This window comes from Rhodospirillales bacterium, assembly GCA_016712595.1.
Classification (GTDB): Bacteria; Pseudomonadota; Alphaproteobacteria; order Rhodospirillales; family Defluviicoccaceae; genus Defluviicoccus.
The window spans coordinates 48,043-63,020 of record JADJQT010000001.1; the positions used below are offsets into that span (position 1 = coordinate 48,043).

The following is a 14,978-nucleotide window of genomic DNA, read 5'->3' on the forward strand; positions in this document are numbered from 1 at the left end:
CTCGGCATCGGACCGGGCGATCCGGATCTGATCACCGTCAAGGCGCGCGAAATCCTCGCCCGCGCGGCGGTGATCGCCTACCCGGCGCCGGAGGGGGGCGAGAGCCTCGTCCGGCGGATCGCCGCGCCGAACGTGCCGGACGGGCGGATCGAGGTCGTCATCGAAACGCCGATGGCGATCGAACGCTTCCCGGCACAGGAGGTCTACGACCGCTACGCCGCCATCTTGTCGCAACACCTGCAGGACGGCAGCGACGTCGCCATGCTGTGCGAGGGAGATCCGTTCTTTTACGGCTCATTCATGTACCTCTATGAACGCCTGTCGACCCGTCATCCGACCGTCGTCGTTCCTGGCGTTTCTTCGCTGGGCGCGGTCGCCGCCGCCGCCGGCACGCCGCTCGTCTCGCGCAACGAGGTGTTCACCGTCCTGCCGGCGCCACTGCCCGAGGCCGAGATCGAAACCGCCATCGTTCGCGCCGACGCCATAGCGATTTTAAAGGTGGGGCGACATCTGGCGAAGGTGCGCCGTGTCCTCCGCCGGCTGGGGCTGGAGGAGCACGCCGCGTACGTCGAGCGGGCGACGATGCACAATGAGCGAATCACGCCGTTGGCGGACCTCGCCGACGACGCGTCCGCTCCCTACTTCGCCACAATCCTCGTCCGCCGGACACGGGCGGCGGCCGCGCTTACCCCGTCGGAGCTGCCGAACGGTGTGGCGCTCGTCGCCCTTGACGCCGGCGGCCTGGCGCTGGCGCGCCGGCTGCAGCCGCGACTGCCATCGAGCCGGGTCCATGGCCTGGCCGGTCGGGCGGACGGTGCCGATGAGCTGTTTTCCCACGTCTCCGCCCATCTGCACGCCCTGTTCCTCGCCGGAACACCGATCGTCGGCATCTGCGCCGCGGGCATCCTTGTCCGTGCGCTGGCCCCGTTGCTCGCCAACAAGCACCGCGAGCCGCCCGTCCTCGCCGTCGCTCAGGACGGCAGCACCGCGGTGCCGCTTCTCGGTGGTCACCACGGCGCCAACCGGCTGGCGCGCGCCATTGCTGCGACGCTGGGCGGCACGGCAGCGGTGACCACCGCCGGTGACACCCGCCTCGGCTTCGGTCTTGACGAACCGCCGCAGGGATGGCGGGTGGCCAATCCCGAGGCGGCGAAGTCGGTCACCGCGGCGATGCTCGGCGGAGTGCCGGTTACTCTGCGGATCGAAGCCGGTGAGGCGGACTGGCTCTCGGCAGCCGGCATCCAGTTCGCCCCCGAGGCGCAGCACGCGATCATCGTCACCGATCGCCTGCCGCGACAGGACGACGAGACGCAGGCGGCGTCGCCTCTCGTTCTGCATCCGCCGGTGCTCGCCATCGGCGTCGGTTGCGAGCGCGGAGCGGAGCCAGGCGAGCTCATCGCTCTTGTCCGCGAGACGCTTGCCGCCAACGGCCTTGCCGAAGGGGCGGTGGCCTGCGTCGCCTCGATTGCCGTCAAAGCCGACGAGCAAGCCGTGCACGCAGTCGCCGACGTCCTTGGCGTTCCAGCCCGGTTCTTTTCGGTTGCCGATCTGGAAGCCGAAGCGCCGCGGTTGGCAAACCCGTCCGATGTCGTCTTCCGAGAGGTCGGCTGCCACGGCGTCTGCGAGGGGGCAGCACTTGCTGCCGTGGGTGCCCGGGGAAGCCTCGTCGTCGCCAAGGTACGCGGCGCCCGCACCACCTGCGCGATCGGACGGGCGATCCGAGCGATCGAGCCGCGCGCGATCGGACGGGCGCGCGGCCGGCTCAGCGTTGTCGGCATCGGACCGGGCTCGTCGGCATGGCGAAGCGCGGAGGTCGCCGAGATCCTGCGCGATGCGAGCGACGTCGTCGGCTACGGTCTTTATCTCGACCTCATCGCCGACCTCATCGCCGGCAAGGCACAGCATACGACGGCGTTGGCACAGGAGGAGGAGCGCGTCCGTGTCGCCCTTGACCTTGCCGCCGAGGGACGACACGTGGCGCTCGTCTGTTCCGGCGATGCCGGCATCTATGCGCTCGCCGCCCTGGTGTTCGAACTGCTCGACCGCGAGAACCGCGATGAGTGGAATCGGCTCGCGATCGCCGTCGCTCCGGGGATCTCCGCGCTGCAGGCCGCCGCCGCCCGGGCGGGCGCGGTCATCGGCCACGATTTCTGCGCTGTCTCGCTCTCCGACCTCCTGACGCCATGGGAGCAGATCGAGCGACGACTTCAAGCGGCGGCGGCAGGCGATTTCGTCGTCGCCCTCTATAACCCCGTCTCGCAGCGGCGGCGCACGCAACTGCCCCAGGCGAAGGAGATCTTCTTGCGTCATCGCCCGGGAACGACACCGGTCGTACTCGCCCGCAACCTCGGGCGCGACGCAGAGACGATCCGCGTCGTTCCGCTCGCTGATCTGAACGCCGATCTCGTCGATATGCTGACCCTGGTGCTCGTCGGCGCCAGCACGACGCGGGTGATCGAACGCGGCCAGCACCGCTTCGTCTATACCCCGCGCGGCTACGCCGCAAAGCACGCCGGACGCACCGCCGACGGCATTCCCACTTTTTCAGATCAAGGCAAGGAGCAGGCTGCCGAATGACCGTTCATTTCATCGGCGCCGGCCCCGGCGCTCCCGACCTGATCACCGTGCGCGGGCTGAACCTCATTCGCCGCTGCCCGCTTTGCCTTTACGCCGGCTCGCTGGTTCCGCGCGAGGTCATCGCCGAAGCACCGGACAGCGCGCGGATCATCGATACCGCGCCTCTCCATCTCGATGAGATCATCGCCGAAATGCGGGCGGCGGATGCCAGCGGGCAGGACGTCGCCCGGGTGCATTCGGGCGATCCCTCGATCTACGGAGCCATCGGCGAACAGATGCGCCGGCTCGACGCGCTCGGCATCGCCTACGACATCACCCCGGGCGTACCGTCGTTCGCCGCCGCGGCGGCTGCGCTTAAGTGCGAGCTGACCTTGCCCGGCATCTCTCAGACGATCGTGCTCACCCGCACGGCAACCCGCTCATCACCGATGCCGGCGGGCGAAGACCTTCCGGCCTTAGCTGCCAGCGGCGCGACCCTAGCCATCCACCTCTCGGTCACCAACCTTGCAAAAGTCATCCGCGATCTCGTCCCGCATTACGGGGACGACTGTCCGGTCGTCGTCGCCTATCGGGTGGGCTGGCCAGACGAGGCGTTCCTGCGCGGCACTCTCGCCACGATCCGCGCCCAGGTGAAGGCGGCAGGGTTCACCCGAACAGCGCTTATCCTCGTCGGCCGCGTCTTCGCGGCGTCGGACTTTTCCAACAGCAGGCTCTACGCCGCGGATCACCATCACGTCCTGCGCCCACGGCTGTAGCGGCGCGGATCAGGCGCTACGGGCGAGCCATGCCAGCCAGCCACGTCAGCGCGCCGCCCACATCGCCCACCGATTCGCCCCATGGGGGTAAAGGGCGCCGAACCATCAGCACCGGCAGTCCAAGCTCGCGCGCAGCAGCAAGCTTGGCGTCAGTCGTTCCGCCCGAGTTCTTGGCGATGACCAGGTCGATGCGGTGGCCGGCCAGAAGATCACGCTCGCCCGCGAACGTAAATGGCGGGCGGGCGATGATCGTCTCGTATGCAGCGAGCGGGAGCGCGCCCACGGACGGCTGGAACAGGCGGACGAGAAACCAGACCCCAGGGGCGCCAGCAAAGTCTCCGATACCGCCGGAGCCAACGGCAAGAAAGACACGGCGACCCAGGCTCGGCGCCAGCAACGCCGCCTCGCCGAGGCTTGCCGCCGAGACCCAGCGATCGCCCGGCCGCGGCTGCCATTCCGGGCGGATCAACATCAGCCGCGGAACGCCCGCTCGCGCGCAGGCATCGGCCGCATTCGCCGAAATCGTCGCGGCGAACGGGTGCGTCGCGTCGATCACGCGTTCGATACGCTCTTGTGTCAGGTAATGGAGAAGTCCCTCGACGCCGCCGAAGCCGCCGACCCGCACCCGCCCGGCGAGATCCGGGCGGCGCGCCAGGCGGCCGGCGAGCGACGTCGTCACCTCGAGCCGGCCCGCGAAGGCGGTAAGGGCGCGCTCGGCCAGCGTCGCCGCTTCGCCGGTGCCGCCGAGTATCAGCACACGCTCAGGCATCAAAGCCGGCGCGCCCGATCATCTGCCCGGCGCGATCGAAGGCGATGACTTCAAGCGCGATCGACGCCGGCGCCAGCGTCGCCGCCGCGACCTTGCGCGCGTCGGATGCGATCCGCTCGCCGAGCGCGATACCATCCGCGCGGGCGATTGCCAGCACCTGCGCCGCCGATCGCGCCGCGCGGGCCTGGCTCAGTGCTGCCGGCCCGGCGCCAAGATCGGCCAGCGTCGCCGCCAGAGACGTGACGTCGACCTGCGATTTCGCCGAATGGACGTAAAGGTGCCCCTGCGCCAGCTTGACAAGCTTGGCGAAGCCACCGGCGATCGTCAGCCGACGAACCGGGTGCGCGCGCAAGTACTTGAGCGTGCCGCCGATAAAATCGCCCATATCGATCAATGCCGGATCGGCAAGGCGGTAAAGACGCTTGAGCGCCGCCTCCGACGTGCTGCCGGTCGCGGCGGCAAGATGTTCGAGCCCGGCGGCGCGGGCGACGTCGATCCCGCGGTGAATCGAATGGATCCACGCCGAGCAGGAGAACGGCACGACGATGCCGGTCGTCCCGAGAACCGACAGGCCACCGACGATGCCGAGCCGGCCGTTCAGCGTCTTCTCCGCGAGCGTGATGCCGGCAGGAACGGCGATGGTCACGACGACATCGCCCGCGGCTTTGCAGCGCGCGGCGATCTCGGTCACCGCGGAGCGGATCATCGCCCGCGGACCGGGATTGATCGCCGGCTCGCCGGGGGGAATGGGCAGTCCGGGGAGTGTCACCGTGCCAACCCCCACACCGCCCCGAAACGTAACGCCGCTCCCCACCACACCGGGAACGACGGTCACGATCACCTCGGCGCCGTGGGTCACGTCCGGATCATCCCCCGCGTCCTTGATGATCCCGACGGTCGCGGAATCGAGACCGAGTTCGGCACGATGGAGCGGCAAGGTCGCCGTCATTCCGCGGGGAAGCTGTACCGTCACGGGGTCGGGGAACGCACCGGTCAGGTATGCCTGATAGGCTGCCGCCGCTGCCGCCGTCGCGCACGTCCCCGTCGTCCAGCCTCTGCGCAAGGCACGCTTTTCCACGTCATCGCTCATGCGCCGATAGTACCCGGGTTCGTCCGGCGACGGATAACCGAACTGTGAGCCGAGAACAAAGACACGCCTTTGACATTGCCGCGATTTGGATCAAGGCTACCGTCGTTCCGGGCGCTCGGCGCTCCTCGTGCGTTTCGTGATTGATGCAACCCGACCCTTTCCTGCTCACCTTGTTGAATTCCGGCGTTGCCCACTGCCGGACGGTCGCGATCGAGAACGGTGGCCTGCTGGCAAGCTTGTTCCTCGCCGGCCTGATCGGCAGTGCAACCCACTGCGTCGGCATGTGTGGGCCGTTCGTCCTGGCACAGACCGTCGCCCGCCTCGAGGGGTTGCCGGCATCACAGATGCGCGAATGGCACCGTTTGGCAGGCGCGGCGCTCCTCCCGTACCACCTCGGCCGCGCAACGCCATATGCATTCCTCGGGGCCATGGCCGCGGCGCTTGCCTCCGGAACGATTGCCGTGTCCGGGCTGCAATGGATCTCGCCAGCCTTGCTGATTGGCGCCGCCGTATTTTTTCTCGGCTACGCGCTAAGAGAAGCAAGTGTGCGCTGGCATCGCGCACCGGCGCGTGAACCCGCCGTCGTCGATCGCGATTCCAAGCGTCCACCAAGCCGCGTTAGCACCGTTTCGCGAGCCATCAGTCGCGTCACCGCGCCTCTGTTTGCCCGCCCCACCGGGTGGCGCGGTTACGGGCTGGGCGTCGCACTCGGCTTCCTTCCCTGCGGTCTCCTCTACGGCGCGCTCGCAGCGGCGGCGGCGAGCGGACGGCCGCTCGCGGGCGCCCTGGCGATGCTGGCATTCACCTTGGGCACCATCCCGGCGCTGCTCGCCGTCGGCCTTGCCGGACACGTCTCCGGAAACCGGTTCCGCGCCACGGCGTTGCGCTTGGCTCCGGCGCTCATGCTGATCAATGCCGCGGCGCTGAGCTACCTCGCTTGGCGGACACTCGCGTAATGATCGCTCAACCTTAAGGTCGCAAGGACGTATGAATACTCAAGCGAAGCCGAACAAACCCCGCTCTGGTGGCACGAAATTCAACGGCCTGACGGTCGTACTCGCCGTTGCGGGTCTGCTTGTCGTCGGTGTCCTCGCCGCCCGGCAATTTTGGGACGTGAACGCCGGCAACGCGGCCGAAACGGCTGAGCGAAGCGGCGGCGCGCTAATCGGCGGTCCCTTCACCCTCATTGACCAGGACGGCCACACGGTCACCGATCAGAACTTTCGCGGCAAGTGGTTGCTGGTCTATTTCGGCTATACGTACTGTCCGGATGTCTGCCCGACGTCCCTCGCCCGCAACGCCGACGTGATCGATCTTCTGGGCAAGGAGGGTGAAGCGGTCGTTCCGATATTGATAACCGTGGATCCGGAACGAGATACGCCGGAAAAACTCAAGGATTACATTGCCTTCTTTCATCCGCGCATGGTTGGCCTGACCGGCACGCCGGAACAGATCAAGGCGGTCACTCGGGCATATCGGGTCTACTACGCCAAGGCCGAGCAGAAGGATTCGCCCACTTACCTTATGGATCACTCGTCCTTCACCTACCTGGTCGACCCCGACGGAAAGTTCGTCCAGTTCTTCCGGCATGAGACAAGCGCGCAGGAAATGGCGGAGCAGATTAAAGGGCTGTTGTGAGCGCGCCCGGACTGATCATCGCGGCACCGTCATCCGGCAGCGGAAAGACGGTTCTAACCCTTGGCATGATCCGTCATTGGACGCGTACGGGGCGCACTGTCGTCTCCGCGAAGGTTGGACCGGACTACATCGACCCTGCCTTCCACGCCGCCGCAAGCGGCCGGTCCTGCATCAACCTCGATCCCTGGGCCATGCCCGTCGGGCGACTGGCCGGCGCGGCGGCGCGAATTGCCGCGGGCGCCGATATCGTCGTCTGCGAGGGTGTGATGGGCCTGTTCGACGGTGCGACCGCCACGCGCGGCTCGACCGCCGACGTCGCAGCGGCCCTCGGCTGGCCGGTCATCCTCGTCCTCGACGTCCAGGCGCAGGCGGCAAGCGTTGCCGCCGTCGTCCGCGGATTCGCCACGCACCGCGCCGAGGTACGCATTGCCGGAGTCGTGTTCAACCGCGTGGGCTCGCGGCGCCATGCCGAAGTCCTGAGCGAGGCGTGCGCACATTTCGTCCCTGACATCGCCGTGCTCGGCGCGGTGCCGCGCGCAGACGGTCTCAGGCTGCCGGAGCGGCACCTGGGCCTCGTACAGGCGCGCGAGCACCCGGACCTCGCGGTCTTCCTTGATCGCGCCGCCGACCTCATCGCCGAGCACGTCGATGTGCGCCGCTTGCGCGGACTTGCTCGGCCAGCGGCAACCGAAACAGGCTCGTTACCCTCCACTCCCCCTATCCCGCCACCCGGCCAGCGCATTGCCGTTGCCGACGATGACGCCTTCGCGTTCCGCTATGCCCTGGTGATCGATGGCTGGAGAGCAGCCGGAAGCGAAATCATTCCCTTCTCGCCCCTGGCCGACCATGCGCCGACCGCCGACGCGGACGCCATCTATCTTCCCGGCGGCTATCCCGAGCTTTACGCTGGCCGTCTCGCCGCCAACGGCACATTCCTTGGCGGACTGCGCCTCGCCGCGGCGCGCGGCGCCGTCGTCTTCGGCGAGTGCGGCGGGTATATGACCATGGGTGACGGACTGATCGACGCCGAAGGCGCACACCACACGATGGCCGGCCTCTTGCGCCTGCAGACGTCGTTCGCCGACCGGCGGCTGCACCTCGGCTACCGGATGGCAACAGTGCTCGCCGACGGCCCGCTTGGCCCTGCCGGCGCACGGATCTTTGGCCACGAATTTCATTATGCGCGGACGCTTTGCGAGGGGCCCGGCGTGCCCCTGTTCGACTGCGATGACGCCACGGGCCGGTCGCTTGGCACCACTGGGCTGGCTCAAGGCCGTATCTGCGGATCGTTTATTCATCTCATCAATCGCGCCGACGACATTGATGCGCCCGCCGATTTACGGAATGATTGCGCGCCATGAACCGTGAGAGCCCGACCGAGCAACCCTTCTGGAAGACGAAGCCGCTTGAGCGGATGAGCCGCGCCGAGTGGGAATCGTTGTGCGATGGCTGCGGCAAATGCTGCCTCGAAAAGCTGGAAGATGCGGATACCGGCGCGATCAGTTACACCAACGTCGCCTGTCGGCTGCTCGACATCGGCACCTGCCGATGCTCCCGCTATAGCGAGCGCCATCGTTTCGTGCCCAACTGCGAAAAACTCGATGCGTCGAGCGTGCGGATGTTCTCCTGGTTGCCGTCGACCTGCGCCTACCGCCTGCTGGCGGAGGGTAAGGACTTGCCATTCTGGCATCATCTGATCTCGATGGACCCGGAACTCGTCCACCGCGTTGGCGCGTCCGTTCGCGGACGAGCGGTGCCGGAAAATCGCGCCGGCCCACTGGAGCACCATATCGTTACTTGGCCCGCATGACCGGGCGTTGTCGGAGCAACCGTCAGCCATGGACGCCCTGAACCTCAACCGCCCCGCCGGCGTATTCGCCGCAGTGCTTACGCCGTTTACTGTTGCCGGCGCGCCGGATTCTGCTTCCCTGGCCCTGCATTGCCGCTGGCTCTTGAGCAACGGCTGCGACGGGTTGTCCGTTCTCGGCACCACCGGCGAGGCGAATTCGCTGTCGGTCGACGAGCGCATCGGCTTGCTCGAGCGGCTGGTCTCCGACGGCATTCCGGCAAAGGTGCTGATGCCTGGAACCGGTTGCTGCGCGATCAGCGACACGGTGCGCCTCACGCAACGCGCGGTACACCTGGGCGTTGTCGGCGTCCTGATGCTGCCCCCGTTCTATTACAAGAACGTCAGCGACGACGGGATTTTCGCGGCAATCGCCGAGGTCATCCAGAAGGTCGGCGATAGCCGGCTGCGAATCTATCTCTACCACTTCCCACAAATGACCGGCGTTCCCTTCTCTCACGCGCTGATCGAACGGCTGCGCGATACCTACCCCGAGACAGTTGTCGGCATGAAGGACAGCTCCGGCGATCTCGCCAACATGACCGGCGTGGCGAAGCGCTTTGCCAATTTTGACGTGTTCAGCGGCTCGGACGAACTGTTGCTGCCGCTGCTCCGTTCCGGCGGCGCTGGCTGTATCACCGGCGTGTCCAACGTCGCGGCCCGGCTGGCAGCGGCCGTATTCTCGGCATGGCGACGCAGCGACCGGGCGGCCGCGGAGGAGGCACAGGCACGGCTCACGGCGGTTCGCAAGGAGTTTCTCGCCTATCCGCTATCGGCGGCGTTGAAGGAGATCGTCGCCCGGCATACCGGCCGGCCCCGCTGGCGCATCCTGCGACCGCCTTTGACGAGCCTGCCGGCGGAAAAGGCAGAGAAACTCGCCGACTCGCTTGAGCGCATCGGCTTTGCGCTCGCCGCTCTTCCCTGAGCGGTTTTGCACGAGGATCCATGGCCGCAACGGTGCGACGTCGCCGCGCAAAGCCCGGAAAGCGCATTCAATCCAGCCACCAGGTTATCGATCTCGGCACCGTCGCTCCAATCCTGGAAGTGCGCCGCCATCCGCGCGCGCGTCGCGCGTCGCTGCGAATGACCGCCGATGGTTCGGGCGTCGTCGTCGTGCTCCCCGCCTGCTACTGCGTCGAAGACGGCCTGGCGATCGCGCGCGAGCACGCCCAGTGGATCCGCGACCGCCTGGGCGCCGCCCCAATTCGAATTCCCTTCAACCATGGCGCTGTGCTTCCGGTTCACGGTCGCGCGACCGTCGTCCGTCACGAGCCATCGAGCCGGGCGCATGCTCATCACGACCAGGCATCGCTGATTGTCGGCGGTCCCGCGTCCATGCTCTCCCGCCGCGTCGAATCATGGCTGCGCAGCGAAGCCGCACGCGTCCTTGATCTGCGCGTCACCGCCTTGACGCCCCACGTCGCGCGCGCGCCGACGCTTATCCGTGTGCGCGACACGCGCTCACGGTGGGGGTCATGCTCCTCAACCGGGAAGCTGTCGTTCAGTTGGCGCTTGATTCTCGCGCCGCCGGCGGTACTCGACTACGTTGTCGCCCATGAGATGGCCCACCTTGAGGTCGCCGGTCACGGTCCCGACTTCTGGCGACGCGTGGAGGATTTGGCGGTAGACGTCGAAGCCAGCCGAGCGTGGCTCCGTCACCACGGCCGGAATCTCTTCTGCTACGGCTGAGCCATCGGAGCGCGCGCGGAGCAAGGACAAGAGCCGCGATTTTCGCGGCGTCGCCCCGCCGTCACCGCGATCGCTGCGACGGAAGGCTTAGAAAACGGCCGAAGCCGCTGCGATTGAGACGATTCGGCAACAGCGATCCCCTCGCATGACCGTGAATCCGTTGCGCCAGCGCAACCGCCTCCCTTATATTGCCTTGACAAGCAACAACGCACGGCGGGGCATGTCCCATGCAAACCAGCAATCGCTTTTTCGACGACCTGGCCAAGGTGGCGAGCGGAGCCGCATCGACTTTCGTCGGCTTGAAGCAGGAGGTCGAGGCGATTGTCCGCCAGCAAGTGGAACGCCTGGTAGCGGACTTTGACCTTGTGCGCCGCGACGAGTTTGAAGCTGTGAAGGCCATGGCGGCGAACGCCCGCGCCGAAAACGACCGGCTTTCCGCACGAATCGCCGCGCTTGAAGCAAGCTTCTTTGCTCCGTCCTCGGCAGCCGACGATGGTGCCTGACATATCACGGCTATCCCGGCGATTCCACGAGAGACCGCTCAGTTTTTCAACGCGTTGCGACAAATCGGCGATACGCATAGCTTGCAGGACCTCCTGTCTTCTGGCACGCTAGCGATTGTGGGTTAGTATCGGGTGAGCCCCAGATGTGGAAATGGGGCATTTTAATTTGAGGATGTACGGCGAAAGTGGCCCGAATAGCAGTCTCACACAGGGCGAGGAGCGGCCAGTCATGACCATGATCCGCGTGCCGGAAATCGAAGACGCCACCCCTCTTGACGTGATCGAGCAGATCGTCGCCGCGAACGACTGGGTGTTTGATCGACCGAACGATCAGGAGATTGCCGTCCAAATCCCTGGCAAATGGTGCGATTATAACGTGTTCTGCGCTTGGAACGCCGCCGTCGGTGCGATGCACTTCACGGTCGCGTTCGATACGCGCGTGCCCAAGCTGCGGCGAGGCGCGATTCACGAACTGCTGGCCCTGATCAATGACAAGGTATGGATGGGGCACTTCGCCATCTGGCAGGACGAGGGACTCCTCGCATACCGTCACGCCTTGCCTCTGCGCGGCAGCGGCGGTCCCAGTTTCGAGCAGGTCGAAGACCTCTTGCAGAACGCGCTGATTGACTGCGAACGCTTCTATCCTGCGTTTCAGTACGTCGTCTGGGGCGGCAAGTCCGCCGAAGACGCGCTTGCCGCAGCGATGATCGAAACCGTCGGCGAGGCGTAATGCAGGAGGATTGCCGTTGGGCGCCACGGCGATGACGCCCAAGGTAGTCCTCGCCGGGTGCGGCAACATGGGTGGCGCGCTTTTGCGCGGTTGGATTGACCGTGGATTGCCGTCCTCTGAAATCGTCGTCGTCGAACCCGATGCTCAGCGCGTTGTCAACGCCATGCAAGACGTTGCTATCGTGGCGTCGCCCGACGATGTGGGCGGGAAGCCTGACGTCATTGTGCTCGCGGTAAAGCCGCAAATCATACCCCTGATTTTGAGCAGCTACGCCCGCTTCGCAGCTGAGGGCACTGTCATTCTATCGATCGCCGCGGGCCGGACGATTGAAGGCTTGAGTTTCGGTTTGGGCGATGGACGCGGCGCGTCGCTGGCGATCGTCCGGGCCATGCCAAACACGCCGGCCGCCATCGGGCGCGGGATCAGCGTGGCATGCGCCAGTCCCGGCGCCGACGGACGCCAGCGATCCCTCTGCGCCGATCTGCTCGCCGCCGTCGGCAGCGTGCTTTGGGTCGACGACGAGTCAATGCTCGACGCCGTGACCGCGGTATCCGGAAGCGGCCCCGCGTACGTCTTCCTTCTCGTCGAGTGTCTTATGCGCGCAGGCATTGATGTCGGCCTGCCGGCGGAATTCGCGGAGCGCCTCGCCCGGGAAACGGTGGCGGGGGCGGGCGAACTCCTTATGCGCTCGCAGGAAGGCGCGGATCGCCTCCGCTTGAGCGTTACCAGCCCAGGCGGTACGACGGCTGCGGCGCTCACGGTACTGATGGCCGAGACGGGCGGTCTGCAGGCGTTGATGTCGAAGGCGGTTGCCGCCGCCGCGCGACGCTCGCGCGAACTTGCGTCCTGACGCGGGACGGCGGCGGTCTGCCGAAGCAATCGCTGCCGTTAAGACGGGGATGATTTCACACCATCGGCGTCGGCTCTCACCACACCGAGCTGACAAGAAAGGGGCGCAACAGCCCTTCCAGCTTTGCCAGCGCACGGGCCTCGAGTTGGCGGACCCGGTCCTTCGAAACGCCAAGGTCCCGACCGATCGACTCGAATGTTCGTTTCGCCTCGAGGAAGTACCGGTCACGAATAACCAGCTGTTCGCGCGGCGTCAGCTTGGCCAGCGCACCGCTTAGCGCCTCATCAATCCGTTCGGACTCGCTGGTGCGTGCGAGGACTTGCTCCGGATCGCTTTCGTCGTCCGCCAAATTGTCGATCAGGGGACGCCCGCCGGCCGCCGGCTGATCGAGCGACGCATCGTGCCCCGCGAGGCGGCGGGCGAGACGGGCGACCTCGGTCGCCGTCGAGTTGAATTGTTCGGCGAAACGGGAGAAGCGGTCATCGCTGGCATCCGCATCGCCTCCACCGAGGTCCTCGGCAACCCGCCGGAGCGCCAATACGAGCATTTTTTGCGCGTTGCTGGTGCCGAGCCGAACGATCGACCACGACTTGAAGACGTGCTCCTGAATTGCTGAGCGAATCCACCACATCGCATAGGTGGAGAGGCGCACGCCCCGGTCCGGATCAAAGCGTCGCACCGCCTGCACCAGTCCTAGCGTGCCTTCCTGGACGAGGTCGTTCATTGGCAATCCCCAGCCGCGATAACGGCGGGCGATCTTGAACACGTAGCGAAGATGACTGCCGACGAGGCGCCTTAAGGCTTCGCCGTCCCCCGCCTCGGCGCGCCGAGCCAGATCCACCTCCTCATCGGGCCCAAGCAACGGATGCCGGGCCGCTTCGATGAGAAGCGGATCGCGTTGGTGATCCCGTTCGCTCCAGGACTTTGTCGGCATCGTTCGTCGTCGCCAGGGTGCTGATTGATCGGACCACCGACCTCACCGTGAATACGGTACCTGAGAGGGGCGGCCACTGATACACTCGATTCCGCCATCAATGGGATCCGGATGGGGGCACCATGGCCAACGACTTCGACGTCGCCGAGCGTCTGACGCAGGCGGCACTCGATCTTGCGTGCGAGCGGGGCTGGCGCAACGTTTCTCTTGCCGAGACGGCGTCAAGGGCCGGCGTTCCGCTGCTCGACACCTATCGGACGTTTCCTGACAAGACGGCGCTGCTTTGCGGACTGATTGTCGCCACCGACCGGGCAATGCTCGAAGAGGGCGCGGCAGATCCGAATGAGCCGGCGCGCGACCGTTTGTTCGACATTCTGATGCGCCGGTTCGACGCGTTGCAGTCACGGCGGGATGGAATGATCGCGATAATTCGCGACATACCGCTCGACCCCCTTTGCGCGTGCTGTCTCTTGCCGCGACTCTCGCGTTCGCTCGCCTGGACGCTGGAAGCAGCGGGGATTTCATCAGCCGGAGGTCTCGGATTCCTGCGCATCAAGGCCCTTGGCGTGCTTTACCTCAGTGTCCTGCGAATCTGGCTTGCCGACGATACGCCCGACATGGCGCGGACCATGGCGATGCTTGACAAGGCTCTGCAACGCATTGACTCGATCGCCCGGATACTTCCCGGCAGTGGCAAAGCCTCACGAGAAGGCCAGACGCCGGACGAAACGCCACCGCTCGCAAACGACGAGCCCCCCGGTGCGCCAGCGTGATTTTTCGCCATCGGCAGCCCACAGCATGCGCGGCATGAATCGCGGCAATTACAGAGTGAATGCTGCGGGCGGCTATGATCTCAATGGTTGCATGTGCAAAAATAATCGCTGTATTTTATAGGGTTATGAGCTCTCTTAATGCGGCTGACTTGCACTTTTGTGCAGTGCACAAAAATTGTTGACGCGATTGCCTGATGGGAGGATACTCCGCTCGTCAATTAATACAGGGCGCCGTCCCACAGGGCGGGCGAAGGAGTTAGGCACATGGCACCCGAGAACCTTTTCGATGTATCCAAGCTGATGAAGGAATTCGACCCGAGCAAGATGGTCGGTGAGTTCTCCAACATGCTGAAGCAGTACAAGCTGCCTGGCGTTGACATGGACTCCCTCGTCGCCAGCCAGAAAAAGAACGTCGAAGCGCTGACCAGCGCCAATCGCGTGGCCTTTGAGGGCCTGCAGGCCGTGGTTAAGCGCCAGGCCGAGATCCTGCAAGAGACCATGAACGAAGCCTCGAAGGCCGTGGACGCGCTGTCGAAGGCTGGGTCGCCGCCGGAAGTCGCCGCCAAGCAGGCCGAGCTGGCCAAGGACGCCTTTGAGCGCGCGCTGTCGAACATGCGCGAACTGGCCGAGATGGTCGCGAAGTCGAGCCAGGACGCGACGTCGACGATCAATGCGCGTATTTCGACGAGCCTCGACGAGATGAAGGACCTGGTGCTGAAGCTGAAGCAGCCTGCTGCCTAAGTACCTGAAATCGCCGATTAAAGAGCACGGCCGCCCCAATTGGGCGGCCGTTTCGCGTTTCGGACCGAACCAGTGGGCCGCTC

The 14,978-nt window shown here is 65.8% G+C and carries 16 protein-coding genes; 13 read left to right on the plus strand and 3 right to left on the minus strand.

What is annotated here, in order from left to right; genetic code table 11:
- Positions 1-582 precede the first annotated feature (582 nt).
- A complete protein-coding gene (cobJ, locus tag IPK66_00160; protein ID MBK8173749.1) occupies positions 583-2,577 on the plus strand; it encodes a precorrin-3B C(17)-methyltransferase in 1,995 nt (664 codons plus the stop codon).
- Positions 2,574-3,332 carry a precorrin-4 C(11)-methyltransferase gene (cobM, locus tag IPK66_00165; GenBank protein ID MBK8173750.1) on the plus strand — a complete coding sequence of 253 codons (759 nt, stop codon included), beginning with the start codon at positions 2,574-2,576 and terminating at the stop codon, positions 3,330-3,332. The genes cobJ and cobM overlap by 4 nt, the downstream gene beginning before the upstream one ends.
- A 16-nt stretch (positions 3,333-3,348) precedes the next feature.
- Here cobM and IPK66_00170 read toward each other — a convergent pair whose 3' ends face one another.
- Together IPK66_00170 and IPK66_00175 are read right to left on the minus strand one after the other, a co-directional pair.
- Positions 3,349-4,101, minus strand: coding sequence for a cobalt-precorrin-6A reductase (locus IPK66_00170; GenBank protein ID MBK8173751.1), 753 nt, complete (start codon positions 4,099-4,101; stop codon positions 3,349-3,351).
- The gene (locus IPK66_00175) at positions 4,094-5,191 is read right to left on the minus strand and encodes a cobalt-precorrin-5B (C(1))-methyltransferase (GenBank protein ID MBK8173752.1); all 1,098 of its coding nucleotides are present in this window, start codon (positions 5,189-5,191) and stop codon (positions 4,094-4,096) included. The genes IPK66_00170 and IPK66_00175 overlap by 8 nt, the downstream gene beginning before the upstream one ends.
- 143 nt (positions 5,192-5,334) lie before the next feature.
- Between IPK66_00175 and IPK66_00180 the strand changes: the two genes are divergently transcribed.
- From IPK66_00180 to IPK66_00220, 9 genes are all read left to right on the plus strand, one after another.
- Positions 5,335-6,147, plus strand: a complete 813-nt coding sequence (locus IPK66_00180) for a sulfite exporter TauE/SafE family protein (GenBank protein ID MBK8173753.1) — start codon at positions 5,335-5,337, stop codon at positions 6,145-6,147.
- Positions 6,148-6,178: 31 nt separating this feature from the next.
- The gene (locus IPK66_00185) at positions 6,179-6,829 is read left to right on the plus strand and encodes an SCO family protein (GenBank protein ID MBK8173754.1); all 651 of its coding nucleotides are present in this window, start codon (positions 6,179-6,181) and stop codon (positions 6,827-6,829) included.
- A complete protein-coding gene (locus IPK66_00190) occupies positions 6,826-8,190 on the plus strand; it encodes a cobyrinate a,c-diamide synthase (protein ID MBK8173755.1) in 1,365 nt (454 codons plus the stop codon). The genes IPK66_00185 and IPK66_00190 overlap by 4 nt, the downstream gene beginning before the upstream one ends.
- Positions 8,187-8,639 carry a YcgN family cysteine cluster protein gene (locus IPK66_00195; protein MBK8173756.1) on the plus strand — a complete coding sequence of 151 codons (453 nt, stop codon included), beginning with the start codon at positions 8,187-8,189 and terminating at the stop codon, positions 8,637-8,639. Before IPK66_00190 ends, IPK66_00195 begins: the two co-directional genes overlap by 4 nt.
- A gap of 28 nt (positions 8,640-8,667) precedes the next feature.
- Positions 8,668-9,600 carry a dihydrodipicolinate synthase family protein gene (locus IPK66_00200; GenBank protein MBK8173757.1) on the plus strand — a complete coding sequence of 311 codons (933 nt, stop codon included), beginning with the start codon at positions 8,668-8,670 and terminating at the stop codon, positions 9,598-9,600.
- 20 nt (positions 9,601-9,620) lie between these two features.
- Positions 9,621-10,364, plus strand: coding sequence for a M48 family metallopeptidase (locus IPK66_00205; GenBank protein MBK8173758.1), 744 nt, complete (start codon positions 9,621-9,623; stop codon positions 10,362-10,364).
- Between the two features lie 227 nt (positions 10,365-10,591).
- Positions 10,592-10,867: an accessory factor UbiK family protein gene (locus tag IPK66_00210; GenBank protein ID MBK8173759.1), complete on the plus strand. Its 276-nt coding sequence runs from the start codon at positions 10,592-10,594 to the stop codon at positions 10,865-10,867.
- A gap of 229 nt (positions 10,868-11,096) precedes the next feature.
- Positions 11,097-11,597 (plus strand): YbjN domain-containing protein, encoded by a 501-nt coding sequence (locus IPK66_00215; protein MBK8173760.1) that lies wholly within the window; start codon positions 11,097-11,099, stop codon positions 11,595-11,597.
- Positions 11,598-11,628: 31 nt separating this feature from the next.
- Entirely contained in the window at positions 11,629-12,447 is an 819-nt protein-coding gene (locus IPK66_00220) for a pyrroline-5-carboxylate reductase (GenBank protein MBK8173761.1), read from the plus strand.
- A 76-nt stretch (positions 12,448-12,523) separates the two neighbouring features.
- Here the strand turns inward: IPK66_00220 and IPK66_00225 are convergent, their stop codons facing one another.
- On the minus strand, positions 12,524-13,381 hold the full coding sequence (locus IPK66_00225) for an RNA polymerase factor sigma-32 (GenBank protein MBK8173762.1): 858 nt from the start codon (positions 13,379-13,381) through the stop codon (positions 12,524-12,526).
- A gap of 122 nt (positions 13,382-13,503) precedes the next feature.
- Here IPK66_00225 and IPK66_00230 point away from each other — a divergent pair, with 122 nt between their 5' ends.
- Both IPK66_00230 and IPK66_00235 read left to right on the plus strand, forming a co-directional pair.
- Positions 13,504-14,154: a hypothetical protein gene (locus tag IPK66_00230; protein ID MBK8173763.1), complete on the plus strand. Its 651-nt coding sequence runs from the start codon at positions 13,504-13,506 to the stop codon at positions 14,152-14,154.
- Between the two features lie 300 nt (positions 14,155-14,454).
- Positions 14,455-14,895, plus strand: a complete 441-nt coding sequence (locus tag IPK66_00235) for a phasin family protein (GenBank protein ID MBK8173764.1) — start codon at positions 14,455-14,457, stop codon at positions 14,893-14,895.
- Positions 14,896-14,978 lie beyond the last annotated feature (83 nt).